We start from the raw sequence: 20,269 nt of genomic DNA on the forward strand, positions 1-20,269 counted from the left end.
CGAGCGTGGCATCCTGCCAGCGGCCGTCGCGTAGCACCCGGGCGAACAGGCGCAACTGACCGGTGGTTCGGCCGCGCTCGCCCTGGAGGCGGGCGAGCGGCAGTGCCGTTTCGGCGTGCGCGCGCTGGATCAGTTCGTCGCCAATAGCTTCGATGGCGTCGGCAATCGACTCCAGGAAGCGGGCGCGTTGTTCGGGCGAGGTGGCGCGATAGGCATCGAAGGCCGCCTCCGCCAGCACGCAGGCGCGCTCGACGTCGTTGGCATTGCCGCTGTGGAATGCCGGTTCGAGTTGCTCGCCGGTGGCCGGGTTGATCCCGTAAAACGTCTCTTCTGTGCCGCGCACGGCGCTCGCGCCGATCAGCATTTCGCCGGTAATCGTCATGATCTTGGGTCCTGCGGGTGAGGAGGGATTGGCATGGCGGCCAGCGTGGCCGTCACATCAGGCTGGAAGTGATTTTGTCGTAAGACATCATATGACATGGCGCGGCATGCCGCAACCGCGTCGCCCGTAGGGATTCCCCCGCGGGCAACATATAGCGGGCGTGCCTTAGGCCGCCGACCCCGCCATTGCAGATGCCTTGCGCAAGCGCTCCCGACTATTGGTCAGGTGCATCCGCATGGCAGCCTTGGCGGCTTCCGGGTCGCGTCGCTCGATGGCGTCGTAGATGCTCTCGTGCTCGAAGTTCACGCGTTCCAGATACTGCTCGCGCTCAGGCTGACTGACTTGCAGCCGGCTGCGCGGGATCACCATCGTGCCGAGGTGGCCCATGATGTCCGTGAAGTATCGGTTGCCCGTGGCGCGTGCGATAGACAGATGAAACTCGAAATCGGCGCCTACCGCATCGCTGCCCTCCAGCGCGCTGTGCTTGATGTCGTCGAGTGCCCGGCGGATTGCCCGTAGTTGGTCGTCACTGCGGCGCGTGGCGGCCAGGCTGGCGGCTTCGGCTTCCAGGCTGACGCGGAATTCCAGCATTGCCAGCACATCCATCGCCGTGACGATGGCAGAAGGGTCGATACGGAACGGCGATTGCGTTTCCGCGGGGCGATTCAGGACAAAAGTGCCGATGCCGTGGCGCGTCTCTACCATGCCGCTGGCCTGCAGCCGCGACAGCGCCTCGCGCACCACCGTGCGGCTCACACCGAGCCTGGCCATGATTTCGGATTCGGTCGGGAGTTTGTCGCCCGGTTTGAGCTGGCCCTGCTGGATGTTCTCGGTCAGGCTGCCGACCACCTCTTCGGCGAGCGTGCGGCCACGGCGGCGCAGGGGAGCGGGCGAAGTCAGCGGGGCATTGGACATGGCGGGCAGATATCTTGGATCTTGGCCAGTGGCGATCACTGGTTGTTGACCGTGTAGTGATGCGCTCATTATACTTCGTCATAAGTCATACGACGACCGATAACACACAGGTGCTTGCAGCTACCCTCACGTTGTGGCAGCGCTGGCCCGGAGACAACCGACATGAATGCCGCTTCCCTTCAAGGCGCCGCTGGTGCCACGCCTGTCGTCACTGACCTGACCGTTGTCCCCGTCGCCGGCCACGACAGCATGCTGATGAACCTGTCGGGGGCCCATGGCCCGTACTTCACGCGCAACATCGTGATTCTGTGCGACAGCGCAGGCAATACCGGCGTGGGCGAAGTGCCGGGCGGAGAGAGCATTCGCCAGACGCTCGAGGACGCGCGCCCGCTCGTGGTTGGTCAACCGATCGGCCAGTATCAGGCGATGCTGAACAAGGTTCGAGCCACGTTTGCGAGCCGCGATGCCGGGGGACGTGGTCTGCAGACCTTCGACCTGCGCATCACGATCCATGCCGTGACGGCGCTTGAAGCCGCGCTGCTCGATCTGCTCGGCAAGCACCTCCAGGTGCCCGTGGCGGCCCTGCTCGGCGAAGGCCAGCAGCGCGACGCAGTGGAGATGCTGGGCTACCTGTTCTACGTCGGTGATCGCCAGCGTACGACGCTTGACTATCGCACCGAGCCCGATGCGGACAACGAATGGTTCCGCCTGCGCAATGAAGTGGCGATGGATGCGAAAGGCGTGGTGCGACTGGCCGAGGCCGCGTACGAGCGCTACGGCTTCAACGATTTCAAGCTCAAGGGTGGCGTGCTGAGCGGTGACGAGGAAATGGAGGCGATCCTCGCGCTGCATGAGCGTTTTCCGAAAGCGCGCGTCACGCTCGATCCGAACGGTGGCTGGCTGCTGGCCGATGCGATCCGCCTCTGCCGCGACAAGCATGGTGTGCTGGCCTATGCAGAGGACCCCTGTGGCGCCGAGGACGGCTACTCGGGCCGCGAAATCATGGCCGAGTTCCGCACCGCCACCGGACTACCGACGGCCACCAACATGATTGCCACCGACTGGCGTCAGATGGGTCACGCGGTGCGCCTGCATTCGGTCGACATTCCGCTGGCCGATCCGCACTTCTGGACCATGCAGGGCTCGGTCCGCGTGGCGCAGATGTGCGCGGAGTGGGGACTGACCTGGGGCTCGCACTCGAACAATCACTTCGATATTTCGCTGGCGATGTTCACGCATGTGGCCGCCGCCGCGCCGGGCCGCGTGACGGCAATCGACACGCACTGGATCTGGCAGGACGGCGAGCACCTCACGCGCAATCCGCTCAGGATCGAAGGCGGCCTGGTGCAGGTACCGAAGACACCTGGCCTGGGCGTGGAGCTGGATATGGATGCGCTCGCGCGCGCCAACCGCCTCTATCAGGAAAAGGGACTCGGCGCGCGCGACGATGCGATCGCGATGCAATTCCTGATCCCGGGCTGGAAGTTCAACAACAAGATGCCCTGCATGGTGCGCTGACGGGCCATGCAACGTGGCGGGGGCAGTGGGTGTTTCGCCACGACAGACAGATAACAACAAGCCAAACGCTTTTCGTCAAAGCAGGAGACAAACGATGTTCCAGACACTCTCGCCCATTGCGGCGCAAGGGGGCACGCGGCGCGTGTCCCGCCTCTCCACGTTGCTGCGCCGCTGCCTCGGCGTGGGCATCGCATTTGCCGCCGGAGCGACCGTAAGCACCACCGCGCTGGCTAACACCACCGCGACCACCGCGTGGCCGCAGAAGGCCGTCACGGTGGTCGTGCCGTTTCCGGCTGGCGGTTCCACCGACACCATCGCGCGGATGCTGGCGGCTCCGCTCAACGAGAAACTTGGTCAGCCGTTCGTGATCGACAACCGGCCGGGCGCTACCGGCGCGATCGGCGCGACGTTCGTCAAGCGCGCGCCCGCTGATGGCTACACGATGATGGTGGCATCGATCGGCGTCTATGCCGTCAATCCGTTCCTGCAAAAGAACCTGCAGTACGACCCGGCCAAGGATTTCGACCTGCTCACCGTGGCAGTGCGCGCCCCCAATGTGCTGGTCGCCAACCCGAATTTCCCGGCCAAGACGCTTCAAGAACTGGTGGCCTACATGAAGAAGAACCCGGGCAAGGTCAGCTTCGCGACGTCGGGGGCCGGTTCGTCCGACCATTTGACCGCGGCGCTGTTCTGGCAGAAGAGCGGCACGGATGGCCTGCACGTGCCGTACAAGGGCGGCGCGCCCGCGATCTCGGATCTGCTGGCCGGCCAGGTGGACGTGTCCTTCCAGAACATCAATGCGGTGCTTCAGCACATCCGCTCTGGCAAACTGCGCGCGCTGGCCGTGACGTCAGACAAGCGGTCGGCCGTGTTGCCGAACGTGCCGACAATGGCCGAGGGCGGCGTGAAGGACGTGGAGGTGTACTCGTGGCAGGGCGTGGCGGCGCCGAAGGGCCTGCCTGCCGATGTGAAATCGCGCCTGCATGGGGCCATCGTGACGGCGCTCAAGGACGCGAAGATGCAGCAGAAGCTCAATGAGCAGGGCTTCGAGGTCGTGGGGAACTCTCCCGAGCAATTCGCGGAGTTCGAGACGCAGGAGCTCAAGCGGTGGAAGACCGTGATCGAGCAGGGCAAGATCACGGCCGAGTAGTCGTCGAGTTAGCGTCGAGCCATCGTCAAGTGATCGCCGTGCGCTTGCCGCACACGTCCGGCTCCGCAATCTGTGGGGGGTCAATTCAGGTAGCTCCATGGAAGTGCTTGCCCCGCCTTGATGGCGGGGCTTTTTGCTTTCAGGCTTCGGTGTGCGGCCTGACATCGATGCAACCGTTTGTAAGTCTGTCATCGTGGTTTCGGCGCCTAACGTTATGGGCACATAACTCTGGAGGATCGCCGCCGATGTCTTCTCGTCTTTCACTTCCTGGCACCGTTCTGCTCTCGGCCGTTTGCATTGCGGCTGCCGGCCTGAGCGGTTGCGTCGTCGAGCCGCCGCGTCATGTAGAACGCGTTGAAGTGCAACACATTACCCAGGCGCCGCCGGCGCCGATCGTCGAGGAGATTCCTTCGGCCCCCTATGTCGATGCCTACTGGATTCCCGGACACTGGGTCTGGAAGGGCGGCCGCTATGCATGGAACGGCGGGCATTGGGAGCAGGCGCGCGTGAACATGGTGTACCAGCGCGCGCACTGGAGTAACGAGCATGGCGAATGGGTGTTCCATCCCGGGCGCTGGGTGGAACTGGTGCAGCAGGCACGTGTCGCGCCGATCGTCGTGAACGTGCCGCCGCCGATGCCACGCGTGGAAGTCATGCCGCCACCGCCTGGTCCAGGGCATGTCTGGATTGGCGGGTACTGGCGGTGGTCAGGCAGCCGGCATGAATGGGTCGCCGGCCATTGGGAAGCGCGGCGCGACACCGCTTTCTGGGTGCCTGGGCACTGGTATCGCAGTGGCGGCGGCTGGACCTTCGCCGGGGGCGTCTGGCAACAGTATTGATTTGATGTGGCTTGAACCGCCCGGACCACGACGAGGTCCGGGCGGGACGCAGGAAGCCGTTCGGTGAAGGACGCCGCGCGGCGTTCGATTCAGGCTCCAAATGTCTGCATCTAAGGTCAACCAGAGTGCTTGATAGTTGACAATGTAAATGCGAATAATTTACATTTACAGGTCTGTGCTCCCTGCCGTCACTTGATCCAATCGCAAATGCGAACACCCGCCTGACAAGGGCCAAGGCCAGCGCCAGTCGTTCCGGCTGGCCGTGACCCGCCATTCCACAAGAGTGAAAACGTTCTCGCGTCCCACCCGGATGCGAGCGGGTATCCCTTTGCCTTGCAACACCGCATTCCCGCAATGAGGTGGTCGCGATCGAAGCTGGATCGCGGCCTGACTTCGACTGGCGCGGCAGCACTGAACGTCATTTCAAGTCATTCATGCTGGAGTCTTCCGTGCAGCAAAAAATCCTATCGAGTGCCATCCGCGTGCTGGTTTCTGGCGCGGCCTCAGCCGGTCTGGCAATCTCCGTGTCCGCTGTTCCACTGGTCGCACATGCGCAAACCGCGCCTGAAGGTCAGCGTTCGGCTGGATCGGCCGACGACAGAAATGTGCTGCCGTCCGTCACGGTAACGGGCAAGGGTGTTCCCAACACCAATGACGCACCGACGGGGATCTCGCGTCTGCCGGAGACCATCAAGGAAACGCCCAAGACAATCAACGTCGTGCCAAAGGAGGTCATCGAGCAGCAGCAGGCTACTTCGCTCGAGCAGATCCTGAAGAACGTGCCGGGCATTACGATTTCCACGGGTGAGGGCAACGGCGGGCAGAACGGCGACCAGTTCCGCATTCGCGGCCTTTCCGCCAAGGGCGACATCTATGTCGATGGTCTGCGGGACTTCGGCGCATACAAGCGCGACAGCTTCAACACCGAAAGCGTGGAAGTGATCAAGGGACCGTCGGGTGAGACCTTCGGCGTGGGCAATATTGGTGGTCTGATCAACCAGTCGACCAAACGGGCGAACCTGAACACGAGCACCAGCATCGACCAGAGCGTCGGTTCGGCATCGACGTACCGCACGACGGTCGATAGCAATATCCGCCTGAACGATACGTCCGCCGTCCGTATCAACGGCGTGTTCCAGAATGGCCGTGTCGCGGATCGCGACCATGTCGATGACGACCGTCGTGGTTTCGCCATCGATTTCGGCACCGGTCTGGGCACCAGCACGGAATGGCACCTGAATTACTCCTACCTGCACCGCAGTGGCGCGCCGGACTACGGCGTGCCGCTGGCGCAGGGTGCGGATGGCATCTTCCGTCCGCTGCCTGAGTACAACGTACCGGGTTACGCGTCGTCGACGTCCTACGTCCGAAATACCGACCGGGACATCACCGACGCCCATATCGTCTCGTCGTCGTTCATGAAACGGCTCGACAACGGCATTACCATCAACAACGACACGCGCTTCAGCTTCTACGAGCGTGATTTCTCTTCCACCAACCCGGCGTCGCTCAACTACGCGAGCCTGCAGCGGTTGCTGGCGGGCGGCAACGTGAGTCTGGCGTACGGCGCGGGCGGCGGTTCCACCTATCTGCAGCGCGGTTGGGGCATTCAGAACGTGCTGAGCGCCAAGGGCGAGTTCCATACCGGTAGCTTCCGTCACAAGGCCATGGTTGGCCTGGATACGATCTACCAGCGTGACCATCGCGACATGGGCACGTGGACGGGCCGCATGAACAACCAGACCGTCATGAACCCGATTTTCTACAACAGCCCGGGTGCGACGGTCAGTTATGGCGGCACCACGCGCGATGCGAACTCGATCGACGTTGGCGTATTCGCCAACGACCGCGTCTGGTTCAACGACCAGTTCTCGTTGATGGGCAGCCTGCGCTGGGGCTACTTCCGCAGCGAGTACTCGACCAATGCGTCCTCGGTCGGTGGCGTATCCGATTCGAAGAAGCTGAGCCCGGCTATCAGCGCGATCTGGGAGCCGACCAAGGACTACATGTTCTACACGTCGTTCTCGCGCACCTATCGTCCGGTCGGGACCGATATCGCGGTGGCGGTCGGCGGCGTGCAGTCCGAGGTGCCGCAGAACGGTGTCAACAGCGAGCCAGAGCGTGCCGACACGATCGAAGTGGGCGCCAAGCTGGATTTCCTCGAAAAGCGCCTGGGCGTGACCGGTGCGATCTTCCAGACCAAGAAGTACAACGCGTACACGGTTGACCCGATCACCGGAGACATCACCAACGGTTTCTCGGATTCCGGTGAAGGCCGGCGCATCCGCGGCGCGGAAATTGGCCTGAGCGGGCGGATTACGAACAACTGGTCGGCCACGATGGCATATGCCTACCTGGACGGCATCGTCACCTCGGCCACGGCGCCTACCTCGATTGGCAATGTCGCCCCTGGCGTCTCGCGCCACAATGTGACGCTCTGGACCAGCTATGACATCCCGCACACGATCCTGCCGCTGCCGGGCCGGCTCACGGTGGGTGGCGGTCTCCAGTACGCGTCGGCCTATTGGGCGGACACGGCGAACACTGCGCGTATGCCCGACAATTTCTCCCTCGATGCGATGATCGGCTACAAGCAGGGCAAGTTCCGCGCGTCGCTCAATGCCTACAACCTGACGAATCGCCTGAACTATCAGTCGTCGTTCAACGCGGTGCGTGCCGTGCCCACATCCGGCCGGACGTTCCTGTTTAACGTCGGCATGACGTTCTAACGCAAGTCGCGGGCTTTACGGAGCGGCTACCATACGCTTTCCGGCGTACGTGCGCCGCTCCGCCAAACCTTGAACTGCCATGCTCATTCAGATACCCAATGTCCTCACGCCGGAGGAAGTCCGGTACTGCAGGCAACGGCTGGAAAGTTCGAACTGGGTCGACGGTCGCGTCACTGCGGGCGATCTCGCGGCCCAGTCCAAGCTCAATCTGCAGATTCCCACCGATAGCGAGGTAGCACAGGAACTCGGCGAGCTCATCCTGACAGCGCTGGGTCGCAATGCCTCGTATCACTCCGCCGCGCTGCCTCTGCGTGTCTTGCCGCCGATGTTCAACCGCTATGAAGGCGGCATGACATTCGGCACGCACGTGGACAATGCCATCCGTACCGTGCCGGGCACCGGCGGGATGCGTATCCGCGCCGATGTCTCCAGCACGCTCTTCCTGACCGATCCCGACGAATACGACGGCGGAGAACTCGTGATCAAGGACCTGTACGGTAGCCATACGGTGAAGCTGCCGGCCGGGCACATGGTGGTCTACCCTGCGTCGTCGCTGCACGCCGTGACCCCGGTCACGCGTGGCGCTCGCTGGGCTTCGTTCTTCTGGGCGCAATCGATGGTCAAGGACGACGGCCAGCGGACAATGCTCTACGAACTCGATCTGACGATCATGGAAGTCCGCCGACAACTCGGCGACGACAAGGACGCTGTGCTCGCGCTGGTCAACCACTATCACAACCTGCTCAGGCGCTGGGCAGAGCTTTGACACTTATGCAGATCCCCGCCGACACCGTCTCGCTGCGTGACTACGAATATCGCTTTCACGAAAGGGTGGACCCAGCGATTCGCGCCTACATCGCGGGCGCGGCGGCGGATGCGGTAACGCAGCGCGAGAACGGCGCCGCATTCGAGCGCATCAGGCTGATGCCTCGCGCGCTTGTCGATATGTCGCAGGCATCGGCCCGGTCCGAACTGTTCGGCGAGACGCTCGACTATCCGATCCTGATTGCCCCAACCGCGTATCACAAGCTCGTCCATCCCGACGGTGAACTGGCGACGGTTCAGGGGGCGTCCCTCACCCGCACCTGGATGACTGTCAGCACCCAGGCCAGCGTCACGCTGGAAGAGGTCGCGCGCGCATCCACCGCGCCACTCTGGTTCCAGCTCTACATGCAGCCACGGCGCGAGGACACGCTGGCGCTGGTCCGCAGGGCGGAGCAGGCGGGCTACAAGGCGCTGGTGGTGACGATTGACGCTTCTGTCAGCGGCATCCGCAATGTCGAGCAGCGCGCGGGGTTTCGATTGCCCGATGGTGTCAGTGCGGTCAATCTTGCTGGGTTTGCCGCAAACGAGCCGATTCGCGCAAGCGTGGGGAGTCCGGTCTTTCGCGGTATGTTGGCCCATGCACCGACCTGGTCTGACATCGAGTGGCTATGCGGACAGACCGCGTTGCCGGTACTCGTCAAGGGCTTGCTCAATCCGGCCGACGTGCCTGCCGCGCTGAATGCGGGGGTGTCCGGCATCATCGTGTCGAATCACGGTGGCCGCGTGCTCGACACGCTTCCCGCCACGATCGACGTGCTGCCCGCCGTTGCCGCCGCCGTGGCTGGCGCTGTGCCGATCCTGCTCGATGGCGGTGTGCGGCGCGGTACGGATATCGTCAAGGCGATTGCGCTGGGTGCCTCCGCGGTACTGCTTGGCCAGCCAGTGTTGCACGCGCTGGCGGTCGGCGGGATGCCGGGCGTGGTCCATATGCTGACGCTGCTGCAAACCGAACTGGAAGCCGCAATGGCATTGCTTGGCAGGCCGACTCTACGCGATATTGACGCGTCGACGCTGATGGGCCGGACGGCGTAGCGCTATCCAGCCGGGTTCATCGTCGATAGCTCCCGCACGATCAACGCGCCGAGTTCGTCTCGGCGGCTTGCGGTCATGCGGCTGCTGATCGCGCCGAAGCTGATGGCCGCCGACGCGCCAAACGGCAATTGGAACGCGCATCCCACGCCGGAGACGCCTTCGGTGATGGTATCCACGATCTCCGCATAGCCCTTGCGTCGGCTTCTGGCCGCTGCCGCCAGTAGTCGCGAGATCGGCATTCCGGCTTCGGCATAAAGTGCGTGCTTGCGCTTGTGAACCTCGCGGATCGCGTCGTCCGACATTGCCGACATCAGCGCGAGGCCGCCAGCGCCGATGCCAAGTAGCCGGCGTTGGCCCGGCACCGTCGTGAACACGCGCACGGGGAACGGCCCTTCCTCCCGGTGCAGGCAGACGGTGAAGTCTCCTTGTGGCACCACCAGGAAGACCGTGTCGCCCGACACACGAGCCAGCTTCTTCATCAGAGGCGCGACCAGATCGACGATCGGCGCCTTCTCCGCGGCAGCGGCACCAAGCTGCATAGCGTCGATACCGAGCCGGTAGCGCTTGCTGTGGATGTTGCGCTCGACGAAGCGTTCCTCCTCGAGCGAGCAGAGCAGCCGATATGCCGTCGGCCGCTCCAGGCCGCTTTCCGTGACGATATCCGCCAGCGTCGCGCCTTCTTCCTGATGGCGGGCCAGCAGCCTCAGGATCTCCAGCCCCCGGCGCAATGTTTGCGCGCCCGCGGTCTTCCTTCCCGCCGTCTCATCGCGCATTTCTGTCTTTCCCTCGTTCGTGCTCCGGGTTTTCGTGGTGTCCATATAGTGGTCAAAACCGTTGCTTGTGTTTGTATTGTGAAAATACCTGCTTTTACACTCGATTGGAATCACTCGACACAGCCAAGACGTCAAACCACATCGAACAGAGGAGCCGGGATGCCTTACACCACCATCGAAATCGAACAGCGCGACGCCGTGCGTCGCGTCTGGCTGGCGCGCGAAAGCGCCCGCAATGCGCAAAGCCAGCTGATGCTGGACGAACTGGATCACGCGATGTCCGAAGCGGCCACCGACGACTCGGTGCGCGTGGTGGTGATCGGCGGTCGCGGTGCGCACTTCTCTGCCGGGCACGATCTCAAGGAAGCGCAGGAGAAACGCGCCAACTTCACGGTGGAGGAGCGCTGGGCGTACGAAAGCGAGCGGTACTTCAACTACTGCATGCGCATCTGGGATTTCCCAAAGCCGACCATCGCGCAAGTGCAGGGCGCCTGCGTCTCCGGCGGCTTCATGATCGCCAATATGTGCGATCTGGTGGTTGCCTCCGAGTCGGCGTACTTCTCCGATCCGGTCGGCCACTCGCTCGGCGCGGCGGCCACCGAGGTGCTGATTCATCCGTGGGTCATGGGGCTCAGGAAAGCCAAGGAAATGCTCTTCACCGGGGATCGGATCGATGCAGCTGAAGCGTTGCGCATTGGCATGGTGAATCGCGTGGTCGCGGAAGGCGAACTCGAAGCGCAAACCGATGCGCTGGCCGCCCGTATCGCCAAGGCGCCGCCGTTCGGCCTGCATCTGATCAAGCGCTCCCTGAACCGCACGCTGGACGCGCAGGGTCTTCGTTCGGCGCTGTCGGCGCACTTCGACACCCATCAGCTCTCCCATCTCGGGGAGGGGTTCCTGCGCGCGCGGGATGCCGGCCTTGCCAAGGCCATCGTCAAGAACGTCGCCGTGGACGCCGACAAGCAAGGAACCCGCTGACATGGCGCATATGCTCGAACCCCTGTTGAATCCCGCCTCCATCGCGATCATCGGCGCCAGCGACAATCCGGGCCGCATCGGCGGTATGCCGATAGACCTGCTGGTTCGATTCGGCTACGCCGGTGCCGTCTACCCGGTCAATCCCAAGTACGAGAACGTATTCGGCCTGCGCTGCTATCGACAGGTGGAAGACCTGCCGGAAGGCATCGACCTGGCGGTGCTCGCGATCGCGGCCGAGGATGTGACCGCGATGCTCAAGCGCTGCCACGCGCGCGGCATCCGCGCGGCGATCGTCTATGCGGCAGGCTTCGCCGAAGCCGGAGAAAGCGGCGCGGCCCTGCAGGACGTCATGGAAGCCTATGTGAAGGACAGCGGCATGTTGGTGGCAGGCCCGAACTGCATGGGCTTCGCCAACCTCAACACACACGCCTATACGGCTTTTGCATCGGTATTCAAGACCGCGCCGGCACAGACGGAGCGGGGTCGCGTGAGCCTGCTGACGCAGAGTGGCAATGTCTGCGCGGCGGTGTTCGCCATCGCCCGCGAGCTGGGTGTGCCCTTCAGCCAATTCATCAACACGGGCAACGAGGCTTGCGTGGACTACTCGACGTACCTCGAGTACCTGGCCCAGGACCCGCAGACGGATGTCGTGATCGGCTATATCGAAGAGCTGCGCGACGGCGCGAGGTTCATCGAAGCGGCGTCGGCGTGCGCGGAGGCGGACAAGCCGCTGATCATCTATAAGGCTGGCGAAACAGACAAGGGGCGCGAAGCCGTGCGCTCGCACACGTCTGCGTTGGCTGGCAACCAGGCGATCTATCGCGCCGCATTCTCCCAGCTCAATGTGATCGAGTGCCAGGACTTTGCGCAGATGGCACATATCGCCGAACTGGCGCGTTATCGCCAGCGGTCCGCTGGCCGGCGCGTCGCGATCGTCAGCATTTCCGGGGCGGTGGGGGCGATTCTGGCGGACAAATGCATCGGCGCCGGGCTCGAGGTGCCGACACTGCCGGCGGCACTTCAGGATACGTTGCGGGCTGGTATTCCGGACTACGGCATGGTGTCGAACCCGATCGACGTCACCGGCAACGTCGTCAATGATCCCGGGTTCGTTCGCACCGCGCTCGGGGCGCTGGCAAGCTCCGATGCCATCGATACCATCATCGTGTACGCGCCAGGCTACCTGCTGGACCGGATGGCCGACGATCTCGCCACCGTCGCGGCGGAGCACGGCAGGCTTATCGTCGCTGTCGACACTGGCCGTTCGACGCGGCGTGAATTTCTGCGCGATGCGGGCATTCCGGTCATGACCGATATCGGCATGACGATGCAGACGCTCGCGCCGTTTCTCCACTGGCATGAGCGTCGCGCCCGCAAGGCATGGCGCGCGCTGGCGCAGCCCAGCGCTTCACGTGCCGGTTCGACGATAGCCGCGACATCGCTGCCCGGCAATGAGTACGAAGCGCGCGCGTGGTTCGCATCGCACGGTGTGCCGACGATCGACGAGCGCATTGCGACGAGCGCGGACGACGCGGCCGCAGCCGCGGCGGAACTCGGATTCCCGGTGGCGCTGAAGGTGCTGAGCGCCGATGTGCCGCATAAGACCGAGGCGGGCGGCGTTCAGTTACGGCTCACCAACGCCGGTGCGGTACGCGAGGCGTTTCACGTCGTGATGGATAACGTGCAGCGTCATGTGCCAACCGCGCGCATCGACGGCGTGATCGTGCAACGGATGGCTGCGCAGGGCGTGGAGTTGATCGTCGGCGCAGTGCGAGACCCCGTGTTCGGACCCGCCTTGACCGTGGGGCTGGGCGGCACGCTTACCGAACTCTACCGGGACGTGACACATCGGCTGTTGCCGGTGGATGCCACGGGCGCACGCGAGATGCTGCAAGAGTTGAAGGCATTCCCGCTGCTCGATGGCTATCGCAACACGCCACTTCGGGATCTCGACGGTGCTTGCGAGGCGATCGCGGCGTTCGGGCATGCGTTCGTGGCGCTCGGGGAGACCGCCGGGGAAGCGGAGATCAATCCACTGACGGTGCGCGAGCGTGGTCAGGGTGTGGCGATGCTTGACGCGCTGGTGCTTCCGGCAGCGCGCTAGTCCGTTCCGGCGATTCGAAACGTTCATCGGAAACTACGAAACTACAAGAGGAGACTGTCATGATCAAACGCATGATTGCAGGGTCGATGGTGATGCTTGCTGCCGTTGCCGCCACGCCCGTGGCGGCGGCGGATGCCTATCCGAGCAAACCGGTGCGCATCATCGTTCCATTTCCACCCGGCGGTGCCGCCGACATCATGACGCGCGCGCTGGGCGAGCGCATGCGCAAGCAGCTTGGCCAGCCAATCGTGATCGAGAACAAGCCTGGCGCCGGTACCGTCATTGCGTCGGACTACGTCGCAAAGCAGGCGCCGGACGGCTACACGTTGCTGATGGCCGCGTCGTCGCTGGGCATCGCGCCAAGCATCTACAAGAACGTCAACTACGATCCGGTTCGGGACTTTGCGCCGATCACGCTAGTGGCTTCGGTCGTCCACGTGCTGGAGGTCAACGCCGCGGTGCCCGTGCATAGCGTGAAGGACTTGATCGCCTATATGAAGACGAGCGGCAAGGCGCTCAGCTACAGCTCCGCCGGCACCGGCACGTCCACGCACCTGGAGGCCGAACTGTTCAAGTCGATGGCTGGCGTGGACATGACGCATATCCCGTACAAGGGCAGCGCCCCGGCGCTGACGGATCTGGTAGGCGGGAACGTCCAGGTCATGGTGGATGCCTATGCGTCGTCGGCGCCGTTCATCAAGGCCGGCAGCGTGCGCGCGCTGGCGGTGACCACGGCGAAGCGATCGGCCACATTGCCGAACGTTCCCACTGTGGCCGAATCGGGTCTGCCCGGCTATGAAGCCATGCCATGGCTGGGGCTGCTGGCGCCGGCGGGCACGTCGCCCGAGGCGGTGCAACGGGTCTACGTGGCCGTCCAGGAATCGCTCAAGGACCCGGCGCTGATCCAGCAGTTCCGTGATCTCGGCCTCGACATCATCGGCAACACGCCCACGCAGTTCGCAGGCTTCGTCAAGCAGGATGCCGTGAAATGGGCGAAGGTCGCCAAGGCTTCTGGCGCGCAGGCGGATTGAGTCATGCAGCTGACATTCACGGAAACGCAGACGTTGCTCGAGAGCAGTGCGCTGCATTGGCTGGCGGGCAATGCCGACGACATCCGGCAGGCCAGGGATGCGCGCGCGTACTGGCCGGTGTTCGCGGAAATGGGCTGGCTCGCCCTGCCATTTGTCGAAGCCGATGGTGGCTTCGGCGGTGGCCCGATCGAGGTGGGGTTGCTCATGCGGGCGTTCGGCAGGTATCGCGTGGCAGCGCCCGGTTATCGGAGTGGCGTGCTGATGGCTGGCAAGCTCATCGCGACACTGGGAAGCATGCAGCAGCGCGATACCTGGCTGGCGCCGCTGATCACAGGGGAGCGCTGCCTTGCGATGGCACATGCGGAGCCGGGGCGTGAAGACCCATGGGCGATGCCGGCGACCACGGCGAGATGGGATCCGCGCGGCGAGCGATGGACGCTGCGTGGGAAGAAGTCATTGGTTGTGGGTGGGGCGGATGCCGATGCTTTGGTGGTCAGCGCCTCGATTCATGCTGAGGGCGCACATCCCCGAATCGGCTTGTTCATCGTTCCGTCGGATGCCGAGGGCAAGAGGTCGCGCGCATGCCTGGTCGCGGACGGCAGCCGCGCGGCAGACCTCGTGCTCGACGCGGTTCATCTGCCGGATGACGCCCGCTTGGGTCAGAAGGCTTCCGAACAGGAGATCGCCGATGGCTTCATGACGATCGTTGCGGAGGCGTTGGTCGCTTCCTGCTGGGAAGCTGCTGGCGCGATGCGAGCGGCACTGGAAGCAACCGTGTCTCACGTCACGCAGCGTGAACAGTTCGGTCGGCCGCTCTCCGCCCTGCAATCGGTACAGCACGGGCTTGCGGAAATGGCGGTCTGCTGCGAGGAAGCGGGTGCCGCTTGCGAACTGGCCGCGCTTCGCATCGCCGCGGACCGGCGACTGGCGCGCGATGCGGCATCACTAGCCCAGTCCTGTACGGGCCGTGCCGCACGCTACGTTGCCGCCCAGGCCGTGCAGTTGCATGGGGGGATGGGCGTTTCGGAGGAGCTTCACGTAGCAGCGTTGTTCCGACTGCTGACGCGCTTCCGGTTGCAGGATGGCCATGCCGACTGGCATTCGATGCAATTGGGGAATGACATGTACACCGGCGACTGGCGCATGAGCCAGACTTTGCTCGACCCGGCGACAATTGGCCACGCTGTGGCGGCATATGCGGAGGCGCACTGATGGATCTGCTGTTGACACCCGAACTTGTCGAGTTTCGGGACACCGTACGCGCTTTCCTGCGCGAGCATCTGCCTGCGGAACTGCGTCGGGGGCAGCAACTCACGACGGCGATGTATCCGGAGCCGGAAATCTCGGGCCCGTGGCAGGCACGTCTGCGTGAGCGTGGGTGGCTCGTCCCGCTGTGGCCCAGGGAGTGGGGCGGCACGGGATGGAGTGCTATCGAACGATTTATCTTCGAGACGGAATGCGCACTCGCTGGCGCGCCGCTTGTCCACCCGATGGGGGTGAGGCTGGTCGGGCCGGTGATATTGCGATACGGCACCGAGGCGCAAAAGCAGACATATCTGTCGCGCATCCTTTCCGGGCAGGACTACTGGTGCCAGGGGTTCTCGGAGCCCGGCGCCGGCTCCGATCTGGCATCGCTGCGAACCCGCGCCGTGCGCGATGGTGACCACTACGTCATCAACGGCAGCAAGTTGTGGACGACCCATGCCCACCACGCGAATCGCATGTTCGCACTCGTGCGCACCAGCACCGAAGGGCGGCGGCAGGAGGGCATCAGCTTCATTCTTATCGACATGGAGACGCCCGGGATCTCGGTTCGCCCGATTCCAACCATAGGTGGCGACCATGACGTCAACGAAGTGTTCTTCGACAACGTGCGCGTGCCCGTCGTCAACCGCATCGGCGCGGAGAACGAAGGCTGGCAGTGCGCGCGCTATCTGCTCGAGTTCGAGCGCGGGGCTGGCATCTTCAGTCCTCGCCTGCGCTCGCAACTCAAACGGATCGGCGATGTGCTGGCGAGAGAGGCACAGTGTGATGGCGATACCACTGCCACGACCTTGCGGCGGCTCCGGTTCGGAGAGGTGCGCGCTGATCTCGACGCCTTCGAGATGCTCGAATTGAAGACAATGTGCTCGGTGGCGCCGGGTGAGAGCCCAGGTCCGGTGGCGTCGGTCCTGAAGCTCCGCGCCAGCAGGCTGCGGCAGGCAATCAGCGAAATGGGGACGACGGTCGTCGGCGCCGAGAGCCTGCGATGGCGCGCGGACGACGCCCACGATGAGGAGCTATCCGAAGACGAGGTGTTGCGCGCGTGTTTGCTGCCTGACTTCCTCAATGCACGGGCCTACACGATCTTCGGCGGTGCAGCCGAGGTCCAGTTGGGCATTATCGCGAAGTCCTGCCTGGGGGCCTGATTCGGTGGAGCCGCCCGGGAGGCGGGCATGTGCCGAGGGCAGTCTGACCGTCCGACTGTTTGCGAACGGAGGAGTCTGGCGGAAGCGGTGAGATTCGAACTCACGGATGGGTCACCCCATCGGCAGTTTTCAAGACTGCTGCCTTAAACCACTCGGCCACGCTTCCGGTGTCTGGAAGATTTGCGGGCATTGTAGCGTGACAACGCGTATGCCCGGCCGCGCATTATACAGGGATGCGCGGGCTGGCAGTATCATGATGGAGTGGGTTCGCTGTTTTGGAGCCGTCCTTCGAGTTGTCCGACACAGCGGAACCTTGTCAGCCCATCGCGCCTCCTAAGAGAGGCGCGAATGCAGTCTCATACTGCAGGTTCGCTGTTTGTACAGGCGATTTGAGGAGAATACTTCATGCAAGAACAACGTAAACCGTGGCAGGTTCTTTGTGCTGCCGGTGCTCTGGCGCTGGTGGCCGGGCTGGCCGGCTGTGCGCAGCCGGGCTATGGCGGCTACGGCAACTACAGCACGGCGCCGCCGCCGACTGGTTATCAACAGCCGGGAACCAACACCTATCAGGCGCCTGCCGGTTCGGTGTTCGTGGGCCGCGTGGAATCGATCGAGCCGATCCAGACCACGCAGGGCAGCTCGGGCATTCTGGGCACCGTGATTGGTGGTGCAGCCGGCGGTTTGCTTGGACACCAGATCGGTGGCGGTTCTGGCCAGACCGTGGCAACGATCGTCGGCGCGGTGGGTGGCGCGGTGGCGGGTAATCAGATCGAGAAGCGGGCCGGGTCGAATACCAGCACTGCGTATCGCGTCAATGTCCGACTGGACGATGGTCGTGTGGCGACGGTGACGCAAAGCAATATCGGCAACCTGCGCGTCGGTGATCGCGCGCGAGTGGCCAACGATATGGCGACGGCGTACTAAGCCCACCGGATACCTCGCTACCTCGATACATCGGCAAAAGAAAACGCCACGCGGCATTCGCGTGGCGTTTTTCATTCTGGCTTGACGCTCTCGTCGAGCCTTCCATGTGGGCAACCTCAATCCTTCAGGAACATTTCCTGCAGGTCATTGAGGAAGCGTCGGCCCAGTTCAGTCGGCTTGATCACGGTAGGGTCGGCGTCGAGCAGTCCCTTCTTCTCGGCTGCGGCAAGCTGCTTGCCGATCATGTGCAACGGCAAGCCGGTGTAGTCGTGGAAGCTCGATGCCGGCACGCCGTCCGTCAGACGCAGCGCGTTGAGCATGAATTCGAACGGGAGTTCGTCAGCGCCGACTTCGCGTGCTTCCTGCACGGCATTGCCAGCCAGGGCCTGCTCCATATAAGTGGCCGGGTGCTTGTGTCGCATCTGCCGCAGGATACGGTTTGGAAACGAAAGCTTGCCGTGGGCGCCGGCGCCGATGCCGAGGTAGTCGCCGAAGCGCCAGTAGTTGAGGTTGTGGCGCGCCTCGCGATGCGGCTTCGCGTAGGCCGATGTCTCGTAGTGGCGATACCCAGCCTGGGCCGTACGGGCCTCGACGATGTCCTGCATCTCGTAGGCGGTGTCCTCGTCCGGCAGCGCGGGCGGAAACTTTGCAAACAGCGTGTTCGGTTCCAGCGTCAGGTGATAGAGCGACAGGTGCGTGGTGCCGTACGACAGCGCTGCGTCCAGGTCGCGCGCGCATTCGTCCAGGGTCTGCCCCGGCAGCGCATACATCAAGTCCAGATTGACGTTGTCGAAGTGCTTCAGCGCGATGTCGATGGCCGCGCGTGCCTCGCGCTCGCCGTGGATCCGGCCAAGCGCTTTCAGGTGGGCGTCGTTGAAACTCTGGATGCCGATCGACAGCCGGTTGATGCCGCTGGCGCGATAGCTTGCGAACCGTTCGGCTTCGAAGGTGCCGGGGTTGGCTTCCATCGTAATCTCGGCATCGGCATCGAGCGGCAGCAGCGCGCGGATGTCCGATAGCAGGCGGTCCATGCCAGCGGCCGACAGCAGGCTCGGTGTGCCGCCGCCGATGAACACCGTATGCACGGGACGTCCCCATACCAGTGGCAGCGATTGCTCAAGATCTGCGCGCAGCGCGTCGAGGTAGGCGTCCTCGGGAATCTCATGGCTATCCGGCTTGCCCGGTGCCGCGTGCGAGTTGAAATCGCAATACGGGCATTTGCGCACGCACCATGGGATGTGCACGTAGAGCGAAAGCGGTGGCGAGCCGGGCAGGGCGATCTGGCCCGGCTTGAGCCAAAGCTTCTGGTTGTCGGCCGGGGATAGCGGCGAGGATGTGGCCGGCGTGCCACCGCCGACAGGGACGATCGGGATCATGCGCAGCTCTTGATGCCGGCAGTCTGTAGGCGGGCCACCAGTTCCTGCAGTGCCAGGGCACGATGGCTGACCGTGTTCTTCTCTTCGGCGCTCAGCTCGGCGGCCGTCTTGCCGACGCTGGGCAGCAGGAAGTGCGGATCATAGCCAAAGCCACCATTGCCGCGCGGGGCATCGACCACCTCGCCGGCCCAGATGCCTTCGGCGATGATGGGGCGCGGATCATCGGCGTGCCGGACCATCACCAGCACGCAGTAGTAGTGCGCGCGGCGGTTCAGCTTGCCCGCCAGCTGCGAGATCAAGTGGGCGTTGTTGGCCGCATCCGACTTCGGCTTGCCGACGGTCTGGGCATAACGCGCCGAGTACACGCCAGGCGCGCCGTCGAGCGCTTCGACGCAGATGCCCGAGTCATCCGCCAGCGCGGGCATTCCCGTCAGCCGTGCAGCGTGGCGGGCCTTGGTCAGCGCGTTCTCGACGAATGTGGCGAACGGTTCCTCGGCTTCGGGCACGCCCAGTTCGCCTTGCGGTACGACGTCAAAGCCGAGCGGAGAGAGCAGCGCGCTGAATTCGCGCAGCTTGCCGGGGTTGTTGGAGGCCAGAACCAGACGTTGCATCGACATATTCCCCTGCGCTTACAGCCCGAGCGCCTGCTTCTGGTGGCGCACGAGTTCGGCGATGCCGGCCTCGGCCAGGCGCGTCATGGCGTCGAGGTCGGCGCGGCTGAAGGGCGTGCCTTCGGCCGTGCCCTGGACCTCCACGAAGCCGCCGCTGCCGGTCATGACCACGTTCATGTCGGTATCGCAGTTGCTGTCTTCGGCGTAGTCGAGGTCGAGCACCGGCACGCCATTCACCATGCCGACGGAGACCGCCGCCACGAAGTCGCGGATCGGACTTGCCTTGATCTGGCCGTCGCGCAGCATCGCGGATACGGCATCGTGCGCCGCCACGAAGGCACCTGTGATGGCGGCGGTACGCGTGCCGCCGTCGGCCTGCAGGACGTCGCAATCGAGGTGGATCGTGTATTCGCCCAGCGCTGCCAGGTCGAACACCGAACGCATGGCGCGCCCGATCAGACGCTGGATTTCCTGGGTGCGGCCGGTTTGCTTGCCCCGGGCGGCTTCGCGGTCAGAGCGGGTGTGCGTGGCGCGCGGCAACATGCCGTACTCGGCTGTGACCCAGCCTTCACCGCTGCCCTTCTTGTGCGGCGGCACCTTTGCCAGCACGCTGGCGGTGCACAGCACCTTGGTATCGCCAAAGGCACTCAGCACCGAGCCCTCGGCGTGGCGGG

General features: G+C 64.0%; 18 protein-coding genes and 1 tRNA gene. 12 read left to right on the plus strand and 7 right to left on the minus strand.

The window, feature by feature from the left end:
* The coding region (locus D769_RS13800; protein WP_008646040.1) for an aldehyde dehydrogenase family protein at nt 1-382 on the minus strand (382 nt) is incomplete at its 3' end.
* Nucleotides 383-547: 165 nt separating this feature from the next.
* Nucleotides 548-1,297, minus strand: a complete 750-nt coding sequence (locus D769_RS13805; protein WP_008646042.1) for a FadR/GntR family transcriptional regulator — start codon at nt 1,295-1,297, stop codon at nt 548-550.
* A gap of 162 nt (nt 1,298-1,459) precedes the next feature.
* Between D769_RS13805 and gudD the strand changes: the two genes are divergently transcribed.
* The 6 genes from gudD (at nt 1,460) to D769_RS13835 (ending at nt 9,390) form a co-directional block, all read left to right on the plus strand.
* Complete coding sequence (gudD, locus tag D769_RS13810) at nt 1,460-2,815, plus strand: glucarate dehydratase (protein WP_008646043.1); 1,356 nt, start codon at nt 1,460-1,462, stop codon at nt 2,813-2,815.
* Nucleotides 2,816-2,909: 94 nt separating this feature from the next.
* Complete coding sequence (locus D769_RS13815; RefSeq protein ID WP_008646045.1) at nt 2,910-3,965, plus strand: tripartite tricarboxylate transporter substrate binding protein; 1,056 nt, start codon at nt 2,910-2,912, stop codon at nt 3,963-3,965.
* Nucleotides 3,966-4,210: 245 nt separating this feature from the next.
* A complete protein-coding gene (locus D769_RS13820; protein ID WP_008646047.1) occupies nt 4,211-4,804 on the plus strand; it encodes a YXWGXW repeat-containing protein in 594 nt (197 codons plus the stop codon).
* A gap of 449 nt (nt 4,805-5,253) precedes the next feature.
* Complete coding sequence (locus tag D769_RS13825; RefSeq protein ID WP_152414988.1) at nt 5,254-7,533, plus strand: TonB-dependent siderophore receptor; 2,280 nt, start codon at nt 5,254-5,256, stop codon at nt 7,531-7,533.
* Nucleotides 7,534-7,612: 79 nt separating this feature from the next.
* Nucleotides 7,613-8,299, plus strand: coding sequence for a Fe2+-dependent dioxygenase (locus D769_RS13830; protein ID WP_008646050.1), 687 nt, complete (start codon nt 7,613-7,615; stop codon nt 8,297-8,299).
* Nucleotides 8,300-8,304: 5 nt separating this feature from the next.
* Nucleotides 8,305-9,390, plus strand: coding sequence for an alpha-hydroxy acid oxidase (locus tag D769_RS13835; protein WP_008646051.1), 1,086 nt, complete (start codon nt 8,305-8,307; stop codon nt 9,388-9,390).
* Nucleotides 9,391-9,392: 2 nt separating this feature from the next.
* Here D769_RS13835 and D769_RS13840 read toward each other — a convergent pair whose 3' ends face one another.
* The gene (locus D769_RS13840; protein WP_008646052.1) at nt 9,393-10,163 is read right to left on the minus strand and encodes an IclR family transcriptional regulator; all 771 of its coding nucleotides are present in this window, start codon (nt 10,161-10,163) and stop codon (nt 9,393-9,395) included.
* Between the two features lie 159 nt (nt 10,164-10,322).
* On the opposite strand from D769_RS13840, the gene D769_RS13845 reads away from it, so the two are divergent.
* The 5 genes from D769_RS13845 to D769_RS13865 are packed head-to-tail and all read left to right on the plus strand — an operon-like array spanning nt 10,323 to nt 16,684.
* Nucleotides 10,323-11,141, plus strand: coding sequence for an enoyl-CoA hydratase (locus D769_RS13845; RefSeq protein ID WP_008646053.1), 819 nt, complete (start codon nt 10,323-10,325; stop codon nt 11,139-11,141).
* A gap of 1 nt (nt 11,142) precedes the next feature.
* Entirely contained in the window at nt 11,143-13,245 is a 2,103-nt protein-coding gene (locus D769_RS13850; RefSeq protein ID WP_008646054.1) for an acetate--CoA ligase family protein, read from the plus strand.
* A gap of 59 nt (nt 13,246-13,304) precedes the next feature.
* A complete protein-coding gene (locus tag D769_RS13855) occupies nt 13,305-14,276 on the plus strand; it encodes a tripartite tricarboxylate transporter substrate binding protein (protein WP_008646055.1) in 972 nt (323 codons plus the stop codon).
* A 3-nt stretch (nt 14,277-14,279) separates the two neighbouring features.
* Entirely contained in the window at nt 14,280-15,488 is a 1,209-nt protein-coding gene (locus tag D769_RS13860) for an acyl-CoA dehydrogenase family protein (protein ID WP_008646056.1), read from the plus strand.
* Nucleotides 15,488-16,684, plus strand: coding sequence for an acyl-CoA dehydrogenase family protein (locus tag D769_RS13865; RefSeq protein ID WP_008646058.1), 1,197 nt, complete (start codon nt 15,488-15,490; stop codon nt 16,682-16,684). The genes D769_RS13860 and D769_RS13865 overlap by 1 nt, the downstream gene beginning before the upstream one ends.
* A gap of 76 nt (nt 16,685-16,760) precedes the next feature.
* Here D769_RS13865 and D769_RS13870 read toward each other — a convergent pair.
* A tRNA-Ser gene (locus tag D769_RS13870) sits at nt 16,761-16,850 on the minus strand.
* A 239-nt stretch (nt 16,851-17,089) separates the two neighbouring features.
* On the opposite strand from D769_RS13870, the gene D769_RS13875 reads away from it, so the two are divergent.
* Entirely contained in the window at nt 17,090-17,608 is a 519-nt protein-coding gene (locus tag D769_RS13875; protein WP_008646059.1) for a glycine zipper 2TM domain-containing protein, read from the plus strand.
* 116 nt (nt 17,609-17,724) lie between these two features.
* Here the strand turns inward: D769_RS13875 and hemW are convergent, their stop codons facing one another.
* The 3 genes from hemW to rph all read right to left on the minus strand — a co-directional run.
* Nucleotides 17,725-18,984: a radical SAM family heme chaperone HemW gene (gene hemW / locus D769_RS13880; RefSeq protein WP_008646062.1), complete on the minus strand. Its 1,260-nt coding sequence runs from the start codon at nt 18,982-18,984 to the stop codon at nt 17,725-17,727.
* A complete protein-coding gene (gene rdgB, locus D769_RS13885; RefSeq protein ID WP_008646063.1) occupies nt 18,981-19,595 on the minus strand; it encodes an RdgB/HAM1 family non-canonical purine NTP pyrophosphatase in 615 nt (204 codons plus the stop codon). Before rdgB ends, hemW begins: the two co-directional genes overlap by 4 nt.
* A gap of 18 nt (nt 19,596-19,613) precedes the next feature.
* Nucleotides 19,614-20,269 (minus strand): ribonuclease PH (gene rph / locus D769_RS13890; protein ID WP_008646064.1); only part of this gene is annotated, 656 nt, incomplete at its 5' end.

The sequence above is a fragment of the Cupriavidus sp. HMR-1 genome (genome assembly GCF_000319775.1).
Classification (GTDB): domain Bacteria; phylum Pseudomonadota; class Gammaproteobacteria; order Burkholderiales; family Burkholderiaceae; genus Cupriavidus; species Cupriavidus metallidurans.